At 71.9% G+C, this 14,509-nt stretch carries 17 protein-coding genes; 6 read left to right on the top strand and 11 right to left on the bottom strand.

Translation table 11 applies throughout. The features are described from left to right. The first annotated feature begins 19 nt into the window (after positions 1-19). On the top strand, positions 20-1,156 hold the full coding sequence (locus EDD29_RS02830; protein ID WP_123662028.1) for an Mrp/NBP35 family ATP-binding protein: 1,137 nt from the start codon (positions 20-22) through the stop codon (positions 1,154-1,156). A gap of 106 nt (positions 1,157-1,262) precedes the next feature. Here EDD29_RS02830 and EDD29_RS02825 read toward each other — a convergent pair whose 3' ends face one another. From EDD29_RS02825 to sigE, 4 genes are all read right to left on the bottom strand, one after another. Continuing rightward, entirely contained in the window at positions 1,263-1,628 is a 366-nt protein-coding gene (locus EDD29_RS02825; protein ID WP_425454936.1) for a sec-independent translocase, read from the bottom strand. A 103-nt stretch (positions 1,629-1,731) separates the two neighbouring features. Next, positions 1,732-3,297, bottom strand: coding sequence for a S1C family serine protease (locus EDD29_RS02820; protein ID WP_123662026.1), 1,566 nt, complete (start codon positions 3,295-3,297; stop codon positions 1,732-1,734). 86 nt (positions 3,298-3,383) lie between these two features. After that, the gene (locus EDD29_RS02815) at positions 3,384-3,944 is read right to left on the bottom strand and encodes an anti-sigma factor family protein (protein WP_123662025.1); all 561 of its coding nucleotides are present in this window, start codon (positions 3,942-3,944) and stop codon (positions 3,384-3,386) included. Then, positions 3,941-4,546: an RNA polymerase sigma factor SigE gene (gene sigE, locus EDD29_RS02810; protein ID WP_123662024.1), complete on the bottom strand. Its 606-nt coding sequence runs from the start codon at positions 4,544-4,546 to the stop codon at positions 3,941-3,943. The genes EDD29_RS02815 and sigE overlap by 4 nt, the downstream gene beginning before the upstream one ends. 134 nt (positions 4,547-4,680) lie before the next feature. Between sigE and EDD29_RS02805 the strand changes: the two genes are divergently transcribed. Together EDD29_RS02805 and EDD29_RS02800 are read left to right on the top strand one after the other, a co-directional pair. Then, positions 4,681-5,301 (top strand): O-methyltransferase, encoded by a 621-nt coding sequence (locus tag EDD29_RS02805; RefSeq protein WP_211359539.1) that lies wholly within the window; start codon positions 4,681-4,683, stop codon positions 5,299-5,301. Beyond that, complete coding sequence (locus tag EDD29_RS02800) at positions 5,294-5,929, top strand: hypothetical protein (RefSeq protein ID WP_148085862.1); 636 nt, start codon at positions 5,294-5,296, stop codon at positions 5,927-5,929. The genes EDD29_RS02805 and EDD29_RS02800 overlap by 8 nt, the downstream gene beginning before the upstream one ends. A gap of 73 nt (positions 5,930-6,002) precedes the next feature. Here EDD29_RS02800 and EDD29_RS02795 read toward each other — a convergent pair whose 3' ends face one another. From EDD29_RS02795 to EDD29_RS46165, 4 genes are all read right to left on the bottom strand, one after another. Next, on the bottom strand, positions 6,003-7,385 hold the full coding sequence (locus tag EDD29_RS02795) for a leucyl aminopeptidase family protein (RefSeq protein WP_123662022.1): 1,383 nt from the start codon (positions 7,383-7,385) through the stop codon (positions 6,003-6,005). A 119-nt stretch (positions 7,386-7,504) separates the two neighbouring features. Beyond that, on the bottom strand, positions 7,505-7,672 hold the full coding sequence (locus tag EDD29_RS02790; RefSeq protein WP_123662021.1) for a DUF3117 domain-containing protein: 168 nt from the start codon (positions 7,670-7,672) through the stop codon (positions 7,505-7,507). Between the two features lie 122 nt (positions 7,673-7,794). Further along, positions 7,795-8,358, bottom strand: coding sequence for a DNA-3-methyladenine glycosylase I (locus EDD29_RS02785; RefSeq protein ID WP_246052468.1), 564 nt, complete (start codon positions 8,356-8,358; stop codon positions 7,795-7,797). Then, entirely contained in the window at positions 8,355-8,858 is a 504-nt protein-coding gene (locus tag EDD29_RS46165; RefSeq protein ID WP_123662019.1) for a hypothetical protein, read from the bottom strand. Before EDD29_RS46165 ends, EDD29_RS02785 begins: the two co-directional genes overlap by 4 nt. 51 nt (positions 8,859-8,909) lie before the next feature. Here EDD29_RS46165 and EDD29_RS02775 point away from each other — a divergent pair, with 51 nt between their 5' ends. Then, entirely contained in the window at positions 8,910-9,212 is a 303-nt protein-coding gene (locus EDD29_RS02775; protein ID WP_148085861.1) for a hypothetical protein, read from the top strand. A gap of 12 nt (positions 9,213-9,224) precedes the next feature. On the opposite strand, the gene EDD29_RS02770 is transcribed toward EDD29_RS02775, so the two are convergent. Both EDD29_RS02770 and EDD29_RS02765 read right to left on the bottom strand, forming a co-directional pair. Beyond that, positions 9,225-10,553 (bottom strand): alkaline phosphatase PhoX, encoded by a 1,329-nt coding sequence (locus EDD29_RS02770; protein WP_123662017.1) that lies wholly within the window; start codon positions 10,551-10,553, stop codon positions 9,225-9,227. Between the two features lie 89 nt (positions 10,554-10,642). Continuing rightward, the gene (locus EDD29_RS02765) at positions 10,643-11,215 is read right to left on the bottom strand and encodes an LOG family protein (protein WP_123662016.1); all 573 of its coding nucleotides are present in this window, start codon (positions 11,213-11,215) and stop codon (positions 10,643-10,645) included. A 253-nt stretch (positions 11,216-11,468) separates the two neighbouring features. On the opposite strand from EDD29_RS02765, the gene EDD29_RS02760 reads away from it, so the two are divergent. Next, positions 11,469-12,545: a class I SAM-dependent methyltransferase gene (locus EDD29_RS02760; protein ID WP_123662015.1), complete on the top strand. Its 1,077-nt coding sequence runs from the start codon at positions 11,469-11,471 to the stop codon at positions 12,543-12,545. A gap of 112 nt (positions 12,546-12,657) precedes the next feature. Further along, the gene (locus EDD29_RS02755; RefSeq protein WP_123662014.1) at positions 12,658-13,854 is read left to right on the top strand and encodes a homogentisate 1,2-dioxygenase; all 1,197 of its coding nucleotides are present in this window, start codon (positions 12,658-12,660) and stop codon (positions 13,852-13,854) included. 171 nt (positions 13,855-14,025) lie between these two features. Here EDD29_RS02755 and EDD29_RS02750 read toward each other — a convergent pair whose 3' ends face one another. Then, complete coding sequence (locus EDD29_RS02750) at positions 14,026-14,499, bottom strand: MarR family winged helix-turn-helix transcriptional regulator (protein WP_246052467.1); 474 nt, start codon at positions 14,497-14,499, stop codon at positions 14,026-14,028. Positions 14,500-14,509 lie beyond the last annotated feature (10 nt).

Genomic DNA, 14,509 nt, shown 5'->3' with positions numbered 1-14,509 from the left:
CGTTCCATACCATGGACGCATGGCCTCCCCTTTGACGACCGAACAGGTGACTGCGGCACTCGCCACGGTCCAGGACCCGGAGATCCGCCGTCCGATCACCGACCTCGGCATGGTGAAGAACATCGAGATCGCCGCGGACGGCGCGGTCACCGTGGGCGTCTACCTGACGGTCGCGGGCTGCCCCATGCGGGACAGGATCACCAAGGACGTGACCGACGCGGTCACCAAGATCGGCGCCTCGTCCGTCAAGGTCGAACTCGACGTGATGAGCGACGAACAGCGCAAGGAGCTCCAGACCACGCTGCGCGGCGGTCAGCCCGCCAAGGAGATCCCGTTCGCCAGGCCCAGCTCGCTGACCAAGGTCTACGCGGTCGCCAGCGGCAAGGGCGGCGTGGGCAAGTCCTCGGTGACGGTGAACCTCGCGGCGGCCTTCGCGGCCCTGGGCCGGAAGGTGGGCGTCGTGGACGCCGACATCTACGGCCACTCCGTGCCGCGCATGCTCGGCGTGGACGACCGCCCGACCAAGGTCGAGGACATGATCATGCCGCCGTCGGCGCATGACGTGAAGGTGATCTCGGTCGGCATGTTCACCCCGGGCAACCAGCCCGTCGTGTGGCGCGGCCCGATGCTGCACCGCGCGCTCCAGCAGTTCCTCGCCGACGTGTACTGGGGTGACCTGGACATCCTGCTGATGGACCTGCCGCCCGGCACCGGCGACATCGCGATCTCCGTCGCCCAGCTGCTGCCGAACGCGGAGATCCTCGTGGTCACCACGCCGCAGCAGGCCGCCGCCGAGGTGGCCGAGCGGGCCGGCGCGATCGCCGCGCAGACCCACCAGCAGGTCGCCGGCGTCATCGAGAACATGTCCTACCTCCAGTGCGACCACTGCAGCGAGCGGCAGTACGTGTTCGGCGAGGGCGGCGGCCAGACCGTCGCCGACGAGCTGACCAAGACGCTCGGCGCGCGGGTGCCGCTCCTCGGCCAGGTGCCGCTGGACGTGCGGCTGCGCGAGGGCGGCGACGCCGGCAAGCCGCTGGTGCTCTCCGACCCGGACGCCCCGGCCGCGGCCGAGCTGCGCCGGATCGCCGAGAACCTGGCCGGGCGCAGCCGCGGCCTGCTCGGCCGCCAGCTCAGCGTCTCGCCCGCCGGGCGCTGACCCGACCCCGAACGAAGAAAGACCGCCCGCTCTCCCTGTGAAGGGAAGCGGGCGGTCTTTCTTCGTTCTGCGCTCTGTCGTGCTCTCGCACTCGGTGGGGCCTCGCTCAGGTGGCCTCGGAGTCGAACGGAGGACGCTCGTCGGACCCGAGCCGCCGCTCCGAAGCCGTCGACGCGTACGACTTGTCGTCGAGGTCGAGGCCGAGATCGAGGCCCTTGATGCCCAGGGGATCGTTGTCGCCCTCGAACAGGTGCTTGCGCACGAAGTTCTTGGGGTTGAGGTCCCGCGGATCGAAATCCTGGAACTCAGGGCCCAGACCGTCCTTCAGGTCGTTCTGCGCCGACTGCGCCATCTGGCGGAGCTGGCGTAGCGCGCGGCCCGCCTGCTGGGCGTAGGAGGGCAGCTTGTCCCCGAAGATCACCAGGGCGAGAACCACGAGGACCAGCGCCTCGGGCAGACCCACATCGAACAACTGCGCCTCCATGCCACGGGGGGCCGGGATCTGCGCCCGGCCCCCCTAGAGTATCCGCGCCCTACCGCCCTGAGGACAGGGCCGGGGCCGCTTCTTCTGCTGGTCAGCCCTGGCCGAGGGTGACCTTGACGGTCCCCTGCTGGCCATCGCGCCGGTACGTCAGCGTGACGGTGTCGCCCGGAGCGTGCGAGGAGATGATCGCCACAAGCGCGTCGGTGGAGGTCACCGCCCTGTCGTCGACCTTGAGGACCAGATCGCCGGGCTTCAGCCCGGCCTTGTCGGCGGGGCCGTCCTTGACGATGCCCTGCGCGCTGTCGAGGATCTGCACGCCGTCACCCTGGTACTGGGTGTTCATGCTGATGCCGATCATCGTCTTCCGGACGGTCTTGCCCTCGATGAGCGCGTCGGCGACCTGGCGCACCTTGTTGATCGGGATGGCGAAGCCCAGGCCGATGCTGCCGCTCTCACCGGAGCCCTGGCCGAGGCTGGCGATCGCGGTGTTCATGCCGATCACCTTGCCGTCGGCCGCGTTCACCAGCGGTCCGCCCGAGTTGCCGGGGTTGATCGCGGCGTCGGTCTGCAACGCGGTGATCATGCCGCCGTCGGAGCCGTTCTCGTCGCCGGTGGGCACGACCCGGTCCTTGGCCGAGATGATGCCCGTGGTGACCGAGCCGGTGAGGCCGAGCGGCGAGCCGATCGCGATCACCGGGTCGCCCGGCGCGAGCGCGTCGGAGTCGCCGAGCTCCAGCTCGGGCAGCGAATGCTGGCCCTGGGGCTTCAGCACGGCGACGTCGTTCTCCGCGGAGGTGCCGACGACCGCCGCGCTGACCTCCTTCTCGTCGCTGAACACGACGTTGATGGACGGGGTGCCACCGCCCCCGGCCTCCACCACGTGGTTGTTGGTGATGATGTAGCCGCCCCGGACGATGAATCCGGTGCCCGTGCCGCCTTCGCCGTTGGCGAGGCTCACCTTGACCGTCACGACGCTCGGCAGCACCTTCTGCGCGACGCCCGCCACCGACTTCGGGTCCCTGGCCTGCTGGCTCTCGCCGTTGCCGCTGCCGCCGCCGATCGAGACCGGCGCGTTGACGCTGCCGTCGTCGTTGGTCACCGACACCGCGACGCCGGCGCCGACCGCGCTGGCCACCAGCGCGATGACGAGCGCCCCGATCGCGAACACCCCGACACCGGGCGTGCGCCGCGGCGCGGACGCGGGCGGCGGCACGGGCGCCCAGTTGGGCGCGCCGGGACCGCCGGGCGGCAGCCCCTGGCCTCCGGGGGGAGGCGGGGGCGGCGGCGCCATGCCGGGAATGATCGGTGGCGGCGGTGCGGCGGGCTGGGTGCCCGGCCAGTAAGCGCCCTGCCGGGCCGGCGCGAATCCCGGACGCGGTTCGCCGTAGGCGGGCGGCGCGTCCTGGTAGAGCGGCGGATTGTCCTGGTAACGCGGTGGCGCGGACTCCGGCAGCCGCTGCGCGCCCGAGGCCCAGGGAGACTCCTGGGCCTGCACGACCGCGCCATCGACCATCGTCGGCTGGGGCGCGTTCGCCGCGGCGGCCGCCCGCGAGACCACGAGCTTGTCGGACGGGGCTGCGGGAGTGTCCGGCGGAGAGAACACCGGCCCTGCCGGGCCCTCCTCGACTGCCTCGTGCGACCCCTTGTCGTCCGTCATGACCCACTCCTCGACGAGCCTGAGATGTAACGGTTTCATGGTCGCCGATCGACCGTGTGATTGCCGTAAGACAACCTAAACCGTACTCAGCGCTTGGCCTCATCGAGACGGCGCGGCAGCCGGACCTGAGTGAGGCCGTTGCTGCCGGAGACCTGCTGGGTGAACGAGGGAGTGACGTTCGGTACGCGCGCCACCGTGGGACCCACGCTGGAGGCCGTGCCCGCCCCCAGCGCGGCCAGCGTCGCCGCCCCCACGACGAGCGAGCGCGCGCGCGGGATGCGCCGCCGGGGCGCGGTGTAGGAACTCGGGTTGGCGAAGACGCCGGGGCTGCGGGCCGGACGGTTGTCCCGCGGCCTGCGGTAGCGGTCCGGCATGTCCGTCTGGCCCGTCATCATCAGGGCCTGGAAGAAATCGGGCGCCGGGACCGGCGTCGCCGGGGTCCGGCCCAGGTTGTACAGACCGATCATCAGATCGGTGCTCGGCGTCGTCCCGCCGAGCGCGCCGAGGCGGCGCTTGACCGAACGCATCGCCTCGACCTCGGTGCGGCAGCCGGCGCACAGCACGAGGTGCGCCTGCGCCCTGTCACGCTCGTCGTGGTCGAGTTCCCCGTCGACCAGCGCGGTAAGACGTTCCCCGAGGCAGCTCACAGAGCGATCCCCTTCTTTTCTGCGGGAGCGCGGTGGGCGAGGGCGGCGCGCAGCTGCGCGCGGCCCCGGTGGATACGGCTGCGCACGGTGCCGATCTTCACCCCGAGCGTGGCCGAGATCTCCTCGTACGACAGGCCCTCGATGTCGCAGAGCACGACGGCGGCGCGGTAGTCCGGCGACAGAGCGTCGAGCGCCGCCTGGACGTCGTTGTCGAAGTTGGTGTCCTCGTAGACCTGGGCGGGGGACTTCTCACGTCCGGGCAGCCTGTCGGCCGCGTCGTCGGCGAGTCCCTCGAACCTGATCCGCTGCTTGCGCCGGGCCTGGTCGAGGAAGAGGTTGGTGGTGATCCGGTGCAGCCAGCCCTCGAACGTGCCGGGGGTGTAGTTGGCCAGGGACCGGAAGACGCGGACGAAGACCTCCTGCGTGAGGTCCTCGGCGTCGTGCTGGTTGCCGGTGAGCCGGTAAGCGAGCCGGTAGACGCGCAGGGAGTGGTCCTTGACGACCTGCTCCCACGAGGGTGGCGACCATTCGGCGGCGGGCGCGTTCTCCCGCCCGACGTCCCTTCCCGCCGCACCCTGATATGGAATAGCTGAGACCGCCATGGTGTCTCAGATCACCCTTTCCCCTGCTTCGCCAAGGAACCGTGCTCCCTCGGACCGTGATTTTTAGAACGCCTCGGAACGCGCCTTCGTTCCCCGACGGCGCTATCGTCTTCACGCGGAGTCGATGTCAGGGCTTGGAGGCGGCCATCAACGAGGTGCAGACCTACGGGGAGTGGTTGTCCCCGGAGGATGAGCCGCTGCGCGAGGCGAGACGGCTCAGCGAGGAGTTCTCAGCGGATCCCATCGGCCCGGGCGGCGGGGCGGCCTTGCGCCTCCTGGCCTCCCTGGTCAACGCCAGGACCGTCGTGGAGATCGGTTCTGGGTGCGGCGTGTCGGGCATCTGGCTGCTGCGCGGGATGCACCCGCAGGGCGTCCTCACCAGTGTGGACGTGGAGCCGGAGAACCAGCGCCTGGCCAAGATCGCCTACACCGACGCCGGATTCGCCGCGGGCCGCACCAGGATGATCAGCGGCCGCGCCCTCGACGTCCTGCCGCGGCTCACCGACGCCGCCTACGACCTCGTCTTCTGCGACGCCGTGCGGCGCGAGTACCCCGACTACCTGGCGGCGGCCCAGCGGCTGCTGCGCCCGGGCGGGGTCGTGGTGTTCGACGACGCGCTCCGGCCGTGCACCGACCCCGCGGACGCGCTCGGCGTGGAGACCACCGCCCGCCTCATCGCCGAGGACGAGTCCCTCATCCCCCTGCTGCTCCCCATAGGGGACGGCCTTCTGATTGCGCAGAAGCATCGTGGCTGACACTCCCCCCGTCGAGGTAAGGCTCCGTCCGTCCTTCCAGGGTTCCGGCCAGGTCGTCGGAGTGACGATCCTGCTGGTCTGCTCGGTTCTGTTCATCGTCGGCGGGGTGGCCGATCCCGCGAGCGTCGGCGGTGTCGTGTTCCTGTTCCTCGGCGTCACCGGGACCCTCGCGTTCGGCGCCGTCCTGCTGGTGCTGCTCGGCCATCTGCTGGGCCGCCGCCCGCTGCTGGTGCTGGAGGACGAGGGCGTCAGGATCCCCGCCAAGTGGCCGATGCCGCGCCGCGGCGACCGGGTGCTGCCGTGGGGCGAGATCGCCTCGGTGTGCGCGTGGACCCAGGGCGTCCTCACCGGCAAGGGGACCGCACACCAGCTGGCGTTCCTGCCGGAGCCGGAGAGCGCGCACGCCGCGCATGTGTCGGGTGCGGAGATCCTGCGGGTCAAGACCCAGGGGATGCCGGGCACCGCGGTGCTGCGCTGGAACGTCGCGACGCTGCCGGGCTGGACGGTCAAGCCCGACGAGGTGATCCGCGAGGTGCGCAAGCGGACCGACGCGCCGTTCGAGGACCGGCGTGTCGGGCTGCCCAAGAAGCGCCGCGTGGTCCGCAAGGCGCCCCCGAAAGAGGCCTGATCCGCACGAAGGACGCGAGGGGATCCCGGGCCCCGGATCGCGGTGGACCCGGGGCGCTCGGCGGTGGCCTCGGTCAGGCGGTGAGCCAGTCGAGGAAGAGCCTGACACCGTAGGCGGTGGCCGATGAGCCGGACCGGGCCGGGCCCGCCACGTCCAGGTGCGCCCAGGGGCGGCTTCCCGCGAACTTCTCCAGGAACAGCGCGGCCATGATCGAGCCGCCGCCGAAGCCGCGCTTCTCGATGTTGGCGACGTCGGCGACGTCCGAGACGATCGCGGGCCGGTAGTCGTCGATGAGCGGCATCCGCCACACCGGCTCCTCGGCGGTCTTCGCGGCGGCCTCCAACTCGGCCGCGAGGGCCTCGTCGGTGGCGAACAGCGCGCCGTGCTTGAGGCCCAGGGCGACCTTGGCGGCTCCGGTGAGGGTGGCGATGTCGACGACGGCGTCGGGCGCGAGCTCGGCGTCGGCGTAGGCGAGCGCGTCGGCGAGCACGAGCCTGCCCTCGGCGTCGGTGTTGAGCACCTCGGAGGTCAGGCCGCCGAAGTGGGTGATCACGTCGGACGGGCGCATCGCCGAGCCGGACGGCATGTTCTCGGCGGCCGCGATCAGCCCGGTGACCTTGACGGGCACCTGGAGGTCGCGCAGCGCGGACAGGACGCCGATGACGACGGCGCCGCCCGCCATGTCGGTCTTCATGGTGGTCATCGAGGCCGCGGGCTTGATCGAGATGCCGCCGGTGTCGAAGGTGATGCCCTTGCCGACCAGCACGATGTGCCGGGTCGCGCCTTCGGGTTCGTAGGAGAGCTGGATGAGGCGGGGCGGGCGGGGCGAACCGGAGCCGACCGCCAGGAGGCCGCCGAAGCCCTGGGCCGCGAGGTCGTCCTCGTCCCAGACCCGCACCCCGAGGCCCTTGCCTTCGGCGACGGTTCTGGCCTGCTCGGCGAGCCAGGCCGGGCCCTTCTCGTTCGACGGGGTGTTCGTGAGGTCGCGGGCGAGCGCCGCGGCGCGCGCGTAGACCGCGCCGCGCTGGGACGGCTCCGCGCCGACCAGGACGATGTCCGCGAACTTCTTGGGTTCACCGGTCTTGAGCCGGTAGTCGTACCCGGCCAGCAGCGCGGCCTCGGTGAAGGTGGTGAGGTCGCCCTCGGGCGGGACGACCGCCAGCACGTCCTTGCCCTTGGCCCGGGCGGCGACCGCGGCCCCGGCCTTGCGGAGGTCGGCCGGGGTGCCCTCGCCGATCCCGTACAGCAGCAGTTCGCGGAACACGCCGTCGACGCGGACCGGGACGGAGATGATCTCCCCGGCCTCGCCCTTGGCCTCCCGGAACTCCAGCAGTTCGGCCGGCGCGAACCCGGTGTCGAATCCGGGATCGACGCCCTGGGGCACCGCGAGCACCTGCGCGCCGGGCACCTGGGACAGCGGACCCTCGACGGCACGGACACCGGTCAGGACGGGCACGGTACTCCTCCAGCACAAAGACGGACGAACAGGACAATCGCCCTGTTCAAAGCAAAAAGGGTCCCGGGCGGCCCAAGGGGGGACGCGGCCGGGACCGCAGAGGCAGATGGGGCAGTCGGCTAGCCGACGACGGCGCCGAGCGCGTTGCCCAGCTCCCTGGCCTCGTCGGGGGTCAGCTCCACCACGAGCCGGCCGCCGCCCTCAAGCGGCACGCGCATGACGATGCCGCGCCCCTCCTTGGTAACTTCGAGCGGACCGTCACCTGTCCGCGGCTTCATCGCCGCCATGCGTGCATCCCCTTCCTTCCCGGCCCAGAGGCCGTTCGGGCCTTGGGAGGCCCGGGCCGCTCCAGCTCCGCGTCTTTCAGTAGTTGACATTATCCCGTGTTCCGGGCGCGAAGTGGTAACGATCAGAGGGGAGAGATCGCTCCCGGGCCGGAGAAAGGCCGTGCCGGACAGCCCGAAACATGGTCGTTGACCAGGCCGCATGCCTGCATGAGGGCATAGGCGGTGGTCGGACCGACAAAGCGGAAACCGGCTTTCTTCAGGGCTTTGGCGAGTCCCTTGGACCCCTCGGTCACGGCCGGGACGTCGGCCGGGGTCCGCGGAGCCGGTGCGTCGGGATCGGCGAATCCCCAGATCAACCGGGCGACGCCGCCGGGCAGGTCGAGGGCCGCACGGGCGTTGGCGACGGCCGCCTCGATCTTGCTGCGGTTGCGCACGATGGAGGCGTCGGCCATCAGCCGGGCCACGTCACGCTCGGTGTAGGCGGCCACCTTGGCCGGGTCGAAGCCGTCGAAGGCGCGGCGGAAGTTCTCCCGTTTGCGCAGGATGGTGAGCCAGGACAGGCCCGATTGGAAGGCCTCCAGGGACAGCCGCTCGTACAGGCCCGTGTCGTCGGTGACCGGGCGGCCCCACTCCTGGTCGTGGTAGAGCACGTACTCAGGGGTCGAAGCGGCCCAGGCGCAGGTCACTGGTTGCGCTGCTGCTCCTCCCAGCGCCACTCCGGCTCCCCGCTCGTCCACGGCTCCTCCTGCTTCGCCCACCGCCCGGCCTCTCCGGGCGTGCCCTGCGATGGCCCGACGAACTCCCACGGCTCCAGGGCGGTGCTTCCCGGGGCCCCGCCGAACTCCGCGAGATCGGTTTCTCCGGGCGCCGCGTCCTCCGGCGCCTTACGCGCCTCCTCGCGCAGCAGCGCGAGCTCGCGCTCCAGCCTGGCCACCTGCTCCTCGCGGACCGCGAGCGCCTGGGTGAGCTTACCCAGCGCGTCGTCTGCGACCGGCACGGTGTAGCCCCACGGGCTCTTGGGGAGCCGCAGCAGGACCGCGTCGGCCGAGCGGGGCAGCCTGTCGTCCGGGATGCCGCTGGGCGGGTTGTCGTCGGCGGGCTCGGCGAGTTCTCCTCCGCGGCCGAGCGCGAGGACGACCGTCGCGGCCACCACGGCGAGCGCGGCGAGCAGGAGCACTACGGGCATCGGGGTCCCCTCCGATCGGCGTCGTCCCCCGATCGTGCCATGCTCTCAGGCATGGAGGAGCACGTGCTGTGGACGACCTGCCCGGAGGACCCGGAGGACCCGGAGGCCCTGACCGACGCGGGAACCGACCCGTCCGCCGAGGAGGTCCGCGCGCTCCTCGCGCGGGGGCCGGTGCGGGTCCGCCTTTCCGGGACGGGCAGCGGGCCTCTGGCGGCCGCGGCGGTCTACGCCTTCCTCGGGGTCAGCGCGGTCGAGTCCAATGCCGACCCCGACGAGCTGCGGCAGGTCCTGGACATGGTCGCGACGATCAAGGGCGCCCGCCCCCCTGCACTCGGGAAGCGGGCGCTGGCCTAGCCGAGACGTGCCTTAGCGGTGGCCGTGGTCGTGGCGGTCGAGGCGCTGCCACGGGCCGGTGATCGCGAAGGTGACGCCGGGGCCGTCCTGCCGGTTGGCGAAGAGGGTGCGGCCGTCGGGCGAGAAGGTGACGCCGGTGAACTCGACGTCGTTGAGCGCGTTGCGGGCGAGGGCGAAGGGGTCGCCCTTGGCGGTGGTGCCGATCAGGAACTGCTCGCCGTCGCCGTCCTCGGCGAGGATGACGCCGCCGCCGTACGGGGAGACGGTGATGTTGTCCGGTGAGTCGAACTGCCCGCCGGGCGCGAAGATCAGCTCGAGCTCCAGCGTGTTGCGCTTGGGGTCGTAGGTCCAGACCTGGCCCGCGTGGTCCCCGGCCGCACCGGACGACTTGCGCGCGTAGGAGGCCACGAAGTAGGCCTTGCCCCGGCCCCACCAGGCGCCTTCGAGCTTCTGCGCGCGGGTGATGTCGGTGAACTGCTTGCGGGTGGAGGTCACCTTGGCCGACGGGTCGGGCACGTCCACCCACTTGACGCCCTTGAGCACGGTCCCGGCCTCGGTGATCGCCGACAGGTCGGGCACTCCGGGGACGCGCATCGCCTGGAGGACGCCGCCCTTGCGGTACGAGTGGTAGCCGCCGCGGCGGGCCTCGGGACGGAACCGGTAGAACAACCCGAAGGGGCCGCTGGCGTCCTCGGTGAGGTAGATGGTGTCGTCGTGAGGGTCGATGCACACCGCCTCGTGGGCGAAGCGGCCGAGCGGCTCGATGGGCTCCGCGACGGTCTTGCGGCCCGTGGGGTCGACCTCGAAGACCCAGCCGTGGGTCTTGGTCTGGCCGGTGAAGCCCTCGGTCTCCTCACAGCTGAGCCAGGTGCCCCAGGGGGTGGCGCCGCCCGCGCAGTTCGTGGCGGTCCCGGCGAGGCTGACGTACTGGTCGATGACGTCGTTGTGCCGGTTGAGGTGCACCGTCGTGGTCCCGCCGAAGGCCGCGGGGTCGTAGGTCCACTCGGGGCGGGCGACGGCCTTGGTGCCGCTGTTGCCCTGCTCGTGGTTGCGGACCAGCCGCAGGTCGTCGTGGCGGCTGCCGGGGAAGGTCGCGGTGCCGTCGTGCTTGCCGGGCACGACGCCCCCGCCGGGCAGCGGGTCGCCCTGCGTGGAGAGGATCTTGTACTCGAAGCCCTTCGGCAGGTCGAGGATGCCCTCGGGGTCGGGCACCAGCGGGCCGTAGCCCTGCACGTCGGGCGCACCCGCGCCCGCGGAGGTCGCGAAGACCGAGTCAAGGCTTCCGGCGAGCGCGATGGACACCGCGCCCCCGGCCACGAAGCCGCGGCGGGAAACACTCATGGTTCAGGAGCTCCTTGGTCAAAGCGGGGTGATCACCCCGGAGCCTGACCGATGGGGTTGAACGCACGGCGTCCGGCAGTCGACGGGACTCAGAACTCCAGCAGCTCCTCGGCCCTGCGCCCGTACTCGGCCTCCAGGTGGTCCAGCGCCTCGGCGACGTCGCCGGTGAAGCGGACGGCGTCGCCCGCGGCGGGCCGGTTGAAGCCCTCGGCCAGCAGGTGGTCCATGAGGGTGCGCAGCGGGCCGTAGACCCCGTGCGGGTCGAGGATCACGATGGGCTTGGCGTGGAAGTCCAGGCTGCGCGCGACCCAGATCTCGAACAGCTCCTCCAGCGTGCCGATGCCGCCGGGGAGCACGAGGAAGGCGTCGGCGCGGCGATCCATCTCGGCCTTGCGCGCCCGCATGTCGGTGACGAGGACGAGTTCGTCGTTGTCCCCGTCGGGCGCCTCCTGGGCCGCGGGCATGCCCTCGGGCACGACGCCCACGGTGCGCGCACCGCCTTCGCGGGCCGCCTCGGCGACCGCGCCCATGCACGACTGGATCCCGCCGCCCGTCACCAGGGTGTGCCCGCGCCGCGCCAGCTCGGCGCCGACCTCGCGGGCGACCTCCACGTGCTTGGGGTCGATCCGGGTGCTGGACGCGCAGAAGACCGTCACCGTCATGCCCACCGTGCACTGCCCTCTTTCATGATGTTTGCTGATTTATATGTGGATTCTCCCTGCTTGCCGAACATGCCGGAACCACCCGCGGGGTGAGCCGCCCGTGTCGCCCGCGTGACCAGGGGTTCGATGAGTTGTCCACAGGGCGTCCAGCGAAGTCGCGGGAAAGCGGCGATGATCTGGGGCAGGTCCCGAGGGGCCTCGGTCGGTGGCGGGGGCCGCGGGCCGGAACGGGGATTTCGAGGAGGGGGCTTCGATGGCCGAGGTGGAGGAACTGGTCGACCGGGTGATCGGCGACACGGTGGTGGGGCTCGAACTGCTCAACATGTGGCTCGGCACGCGGCTCGGGCTGTACCGGGCGCTGGAAGAGGGGCCGCTGGACGCCCGGGGGCTCGCCGACGCGACGGGCGTCCATCCGCGGTACGCGCGCGAATGGCTGGAGCAGCAGGGGGTGGCGGGCTGGCTGAAGGTGGCGGAGGAGGATCCGGCGGGCGATCCGTACCTGCGGGCGTTCCGCCTGCCCGAGGAGGCCCGGGAGGTGCTTCTGGACACCGACAGCCCGTTCTACCTGGGCGCGCTGCCGGAGTTCTTCACCTCGATCGCCTGGACGCTGCCCGAGGTCGCCGACGCCTACCGGCACGGCGGCGGCGTGCCCTTCTCGTCCTACGGCGCGGGCACCCGACACGGCATCGGCGGGCTGAACCGGCCCATGTACCTGGCGTCGGCCTCCGGGTGGGTGCGCGCGCTGCCCGGGGTCGCCGAACGGCTCTCCGTTCCCGGTGCCAGGATCCTCGATCTGGGCTGCGGCACCGGCTGGTCCACGATCGCCCTCGCCGAGGCCTTTCCCGAGGCCGAGGTCCAGGGCGTCGACCTCGACCGGGAGTCGGTGGAGGAGGCGAAGGGCAACGCGGCCGAGCGCGGCCTGTCGGACCGGGTGACGTTCGCGTGCGCGGACGCCGCGTCGTTCGAGGCCGGCGACGACCGCTACGAGCTGGTCTGCCTCTTCGAGGCGCTGCACGACATGGCGGATCCGGTGGGGGTGCTGCGCCAGGTGCACGGGCTGCTGGCACCGGGCGGCTCGGTGCTCGTCGGGGACGAGCGGGTCGCCGAGTCCTACGCCGCGCCCGGCGATCTGCTGGAGCGGCTGAACTACGGTTTCAGCACCCTGCACTGCCTGCCCGCGACCCGGGCGGAGGAGCCGCAGGTAGAGGCGGGCACGGTGCTGCGGCCTTCGATGGTGCACGAGTACGCGCTCCGGGCCGGCTACCCCGAGGGGTCGAACACGGCGGCCATCGAGCACGACCTGTGGCGCTTCTACCACCTGCGGGCTTGAAGAGCCGTCGGCCGGCGGGCCCCCTCACCGGCCCTTGGTGACCTGGATCACAGGGCCATCGATTACAGTGAGGAAAAGGCCCGCGGCGGAGCGATCAGGGGGAGGCGAGGTCGTGGCCCACTATCGCAGTGTCGGAAACGTGCCTCCCAAGCGGCACACGCAGCACCGCACGCCGGAAGGCGGCCTCTACTACGAGGAGCTGATGGGCGAGGAGGGCTTCTTCAGCGACTCCTCGCTGCTGTATCACCGCGGGCTGCCCTCCGCGCTCTCCGACGCGCGGCCCTGGACGCCGCCCGGCGGGCCCGTCCGGGCGAACCTGCCCCTGCTCCCCCGGCACCTGCGCCCGCACGAGCTGTTCGGCGCCGACGACTGGCGGGAGACCGACGCGGTGACGGGCCGCCGCGTCCTGCTCGCCAACGCCGACGTCCGGATCTGCTACGTGGTGGCGGGCAGCCCGTCCCCGCTGTTCCGGGACGCCGTCGGGGACGAGTGCGTCTACATCGAGTCGGGCGCGGGCACCCTGGAGACGGTCTTCGGAGCCCTGCCCTTCCGGCAGGGCGACTACGTGCTGATCCCGCGCGGCACCGCCCACCGGTGGGTGCCGGGCGGCGGGCAGCCCGTGCGCGCCTACTGCGTCGAGGCGTCCTCGCACATCACCCCGGTGCGGCGGTACCTGTCGAAGTACGGGCAGTTCCTGGAGCACGCGCCCTACTGCGAACGCGATCTGCACGGGCCGTCCGAGCCGCTGCTGGCCGACTCCTCCGGCGAGGTGGAGCTGCTGGTGAAGCACCGGGGACCGGAGGGCGTGGACGGCACCTCCTACCTGCTGCCGCACCACCCGTTCGACGTCGTCGGGTGGGACGGCTGCCTGTACCCGTACACGTTCAACGTCGCCGACTTCGAGCCGATCACCGGCCGGATCCACCAGCCGCCGCCCGTCCACCAGGTCTTCGAGGGCTCGGGGTTCGTCATCTGCAACTTCGTGCCGCGCAAGGTCGACTACCACCCTCTGTCGATCCCCGTGCCCTACTACCACTCGAACGTGGACTCGGACGAGGTGATGTTCTACTGCGGCGGCGATTACGCGGCCCGCAAGGGCTCCGGCATCGCCCAGGGCTCGATCTCCCTCCACCCGGGCGGCCACACCCACGGCCCCCAGCCCGGCGCCTACGAGCGCAGCATCGGCGCCGAGTCCTTCGACGAGCTCGCCGTCATGGTCGACACCTTCCGCCCCCTGGACCTGGGCGAGGCCGCCTTCTCGTGCCAGGACCCCGCCTACCCCTGGACCTGGTCCCGCCCGCCCGCCTGACCCGGGCGTGGCGCCGCCCAGGCGGCGTTCGGCCATGGGGCGGCCCCACGCGGGCGCGGCGTCGCCGCACCGGGGCCCGCCGTGCGTGTTCGTTCGCGCAGCGGGCGAGCGGGGCGGGGCCGCGACGGGCCGGGCCGGGCAGGAGCATCGGGATGGGCGGGTGACGGCCTGTCAGGTGTCGGGGGTGGTGAGGCGGGTGACGATGGCGTCCAGGGCGGCCAGGTCGGGGGCGGGGAGGGACAGGAGGGCGCCGGGCGGGGTGTCGAGGATGGCCGCGGCGGTGGCGGCGGCGGCGCGGCCCTCGGGGGTGGGGCGGACGAGTTTGCGGCGGCGGTCGGCCGGGTCGGGGGTGCGGGTCACGTAGTCCCGCTGGACCAGGCCCTCGACGAGGAGGGAGGTGTAGGGCGCGTCGGTCACCAGTTTGGCGGCGAGCAGGCTCATGCTCATCTCGCCGGCCTCGGTGACCAGGCGCAGTGCCTTGGCCATGCCGAAGCTGACGCCCAGGGCGTCGGAGACCTCGCGGCGCCGGTCCGCCCGGTCCAGCACGAGGGTCCGCAGCCCCCGCCACACCCGGACGGCGGTGTCCTCGCTCATGCCGTCGCGTACGGATTCGTTCACGGCGTCGTTCACGGCGTCGTTCTCCACGGCGTCACCG

Source organism: Actinocorallia herbida (assembly GCF_003751225.1).
GTDB classification, from domain to species: Bacteria; Actinomycetota; Actinomycetes; order Streptosporangiales; family Streptosporangiaceae; genus Actinocorallia; species Actinocorallia herbida.
Note: the sequence above shows the minus strand (reverse complement) of the source record. Positions and strands in the feature narration are given on the sequence as shown.

What these genes read in the sequence shown, in the direction of transcription:
- EDD29_RS02820 (WP_123662026.1), bottom strand. Translation starts at nt 3,297, where the DNA reads ATGACGGACGACAAGGGGTCGCACGAGGCAGTCGAGGAGGGCCCGGCA.
- EDD29_RS02765 (WP_123662016.1), bottom strand. Translation starts at nt 11,215, where the DNA reads ATGACGGTGACGGTCTTCTGCGCGTCCAGCACCCGGATCGACCCCAAG.
- EDD29_RS02790 (WP_123662021.1), bottom strand. Translation starts at nt 7,672, where the DNA reads ATGGCGGCGATGAAGCCGCGGACAGGTGACGGTCCGCTCGAAGTTACC.
- EDD29_RS02775 (WP_148085861.1), top strand. Translation starts at nt 8,910, where the DNA reads ATGGAGGAGCACGTGCTGTGGACGACCTGCCCGGAGGACCCGGAGGAC.
- EDD29_RS02830 (WP_123662028.1), top strand. Translation starts at nt 20, where the DNA reads ATGGCCTCCCCTTTGACGACCGAACAGGTGACTGCGGCACTCGCCACG.
- EDD29_RS02770 (WP_123662017.1), bottom strand. Translation starts at nt 10,553, where the DNA reads ATGAGTGTTTCCCGCCGCGGCTTCGTGGCCGGGGGCGCGGTGTCCATC.
- EDD29_RS02760 (WP_123662015.1), top strand. Translation starts at nt 11,469, where the DNA reads ATGGCCGAGGTGGAGGAACTGGTCGACCGGGTGATCGGCGACACGGTG.
- sigE (WP_123662024.1), bottom strand. Translation starts at nt 4,546, where the DNA reads ATGGCGGTCTCAGCTATTCCATATCAGGGTGCGGCGGGAAGGGACGTC.
- EDD29_RS46165 (WP_123662019.1), bottom strand. Translation starts at nt 8,858, where the DNA reads ATGCCCGTAGTGCTCCTGCTCGCCGCGCTCGCCGTGGTGGCCGCGACG.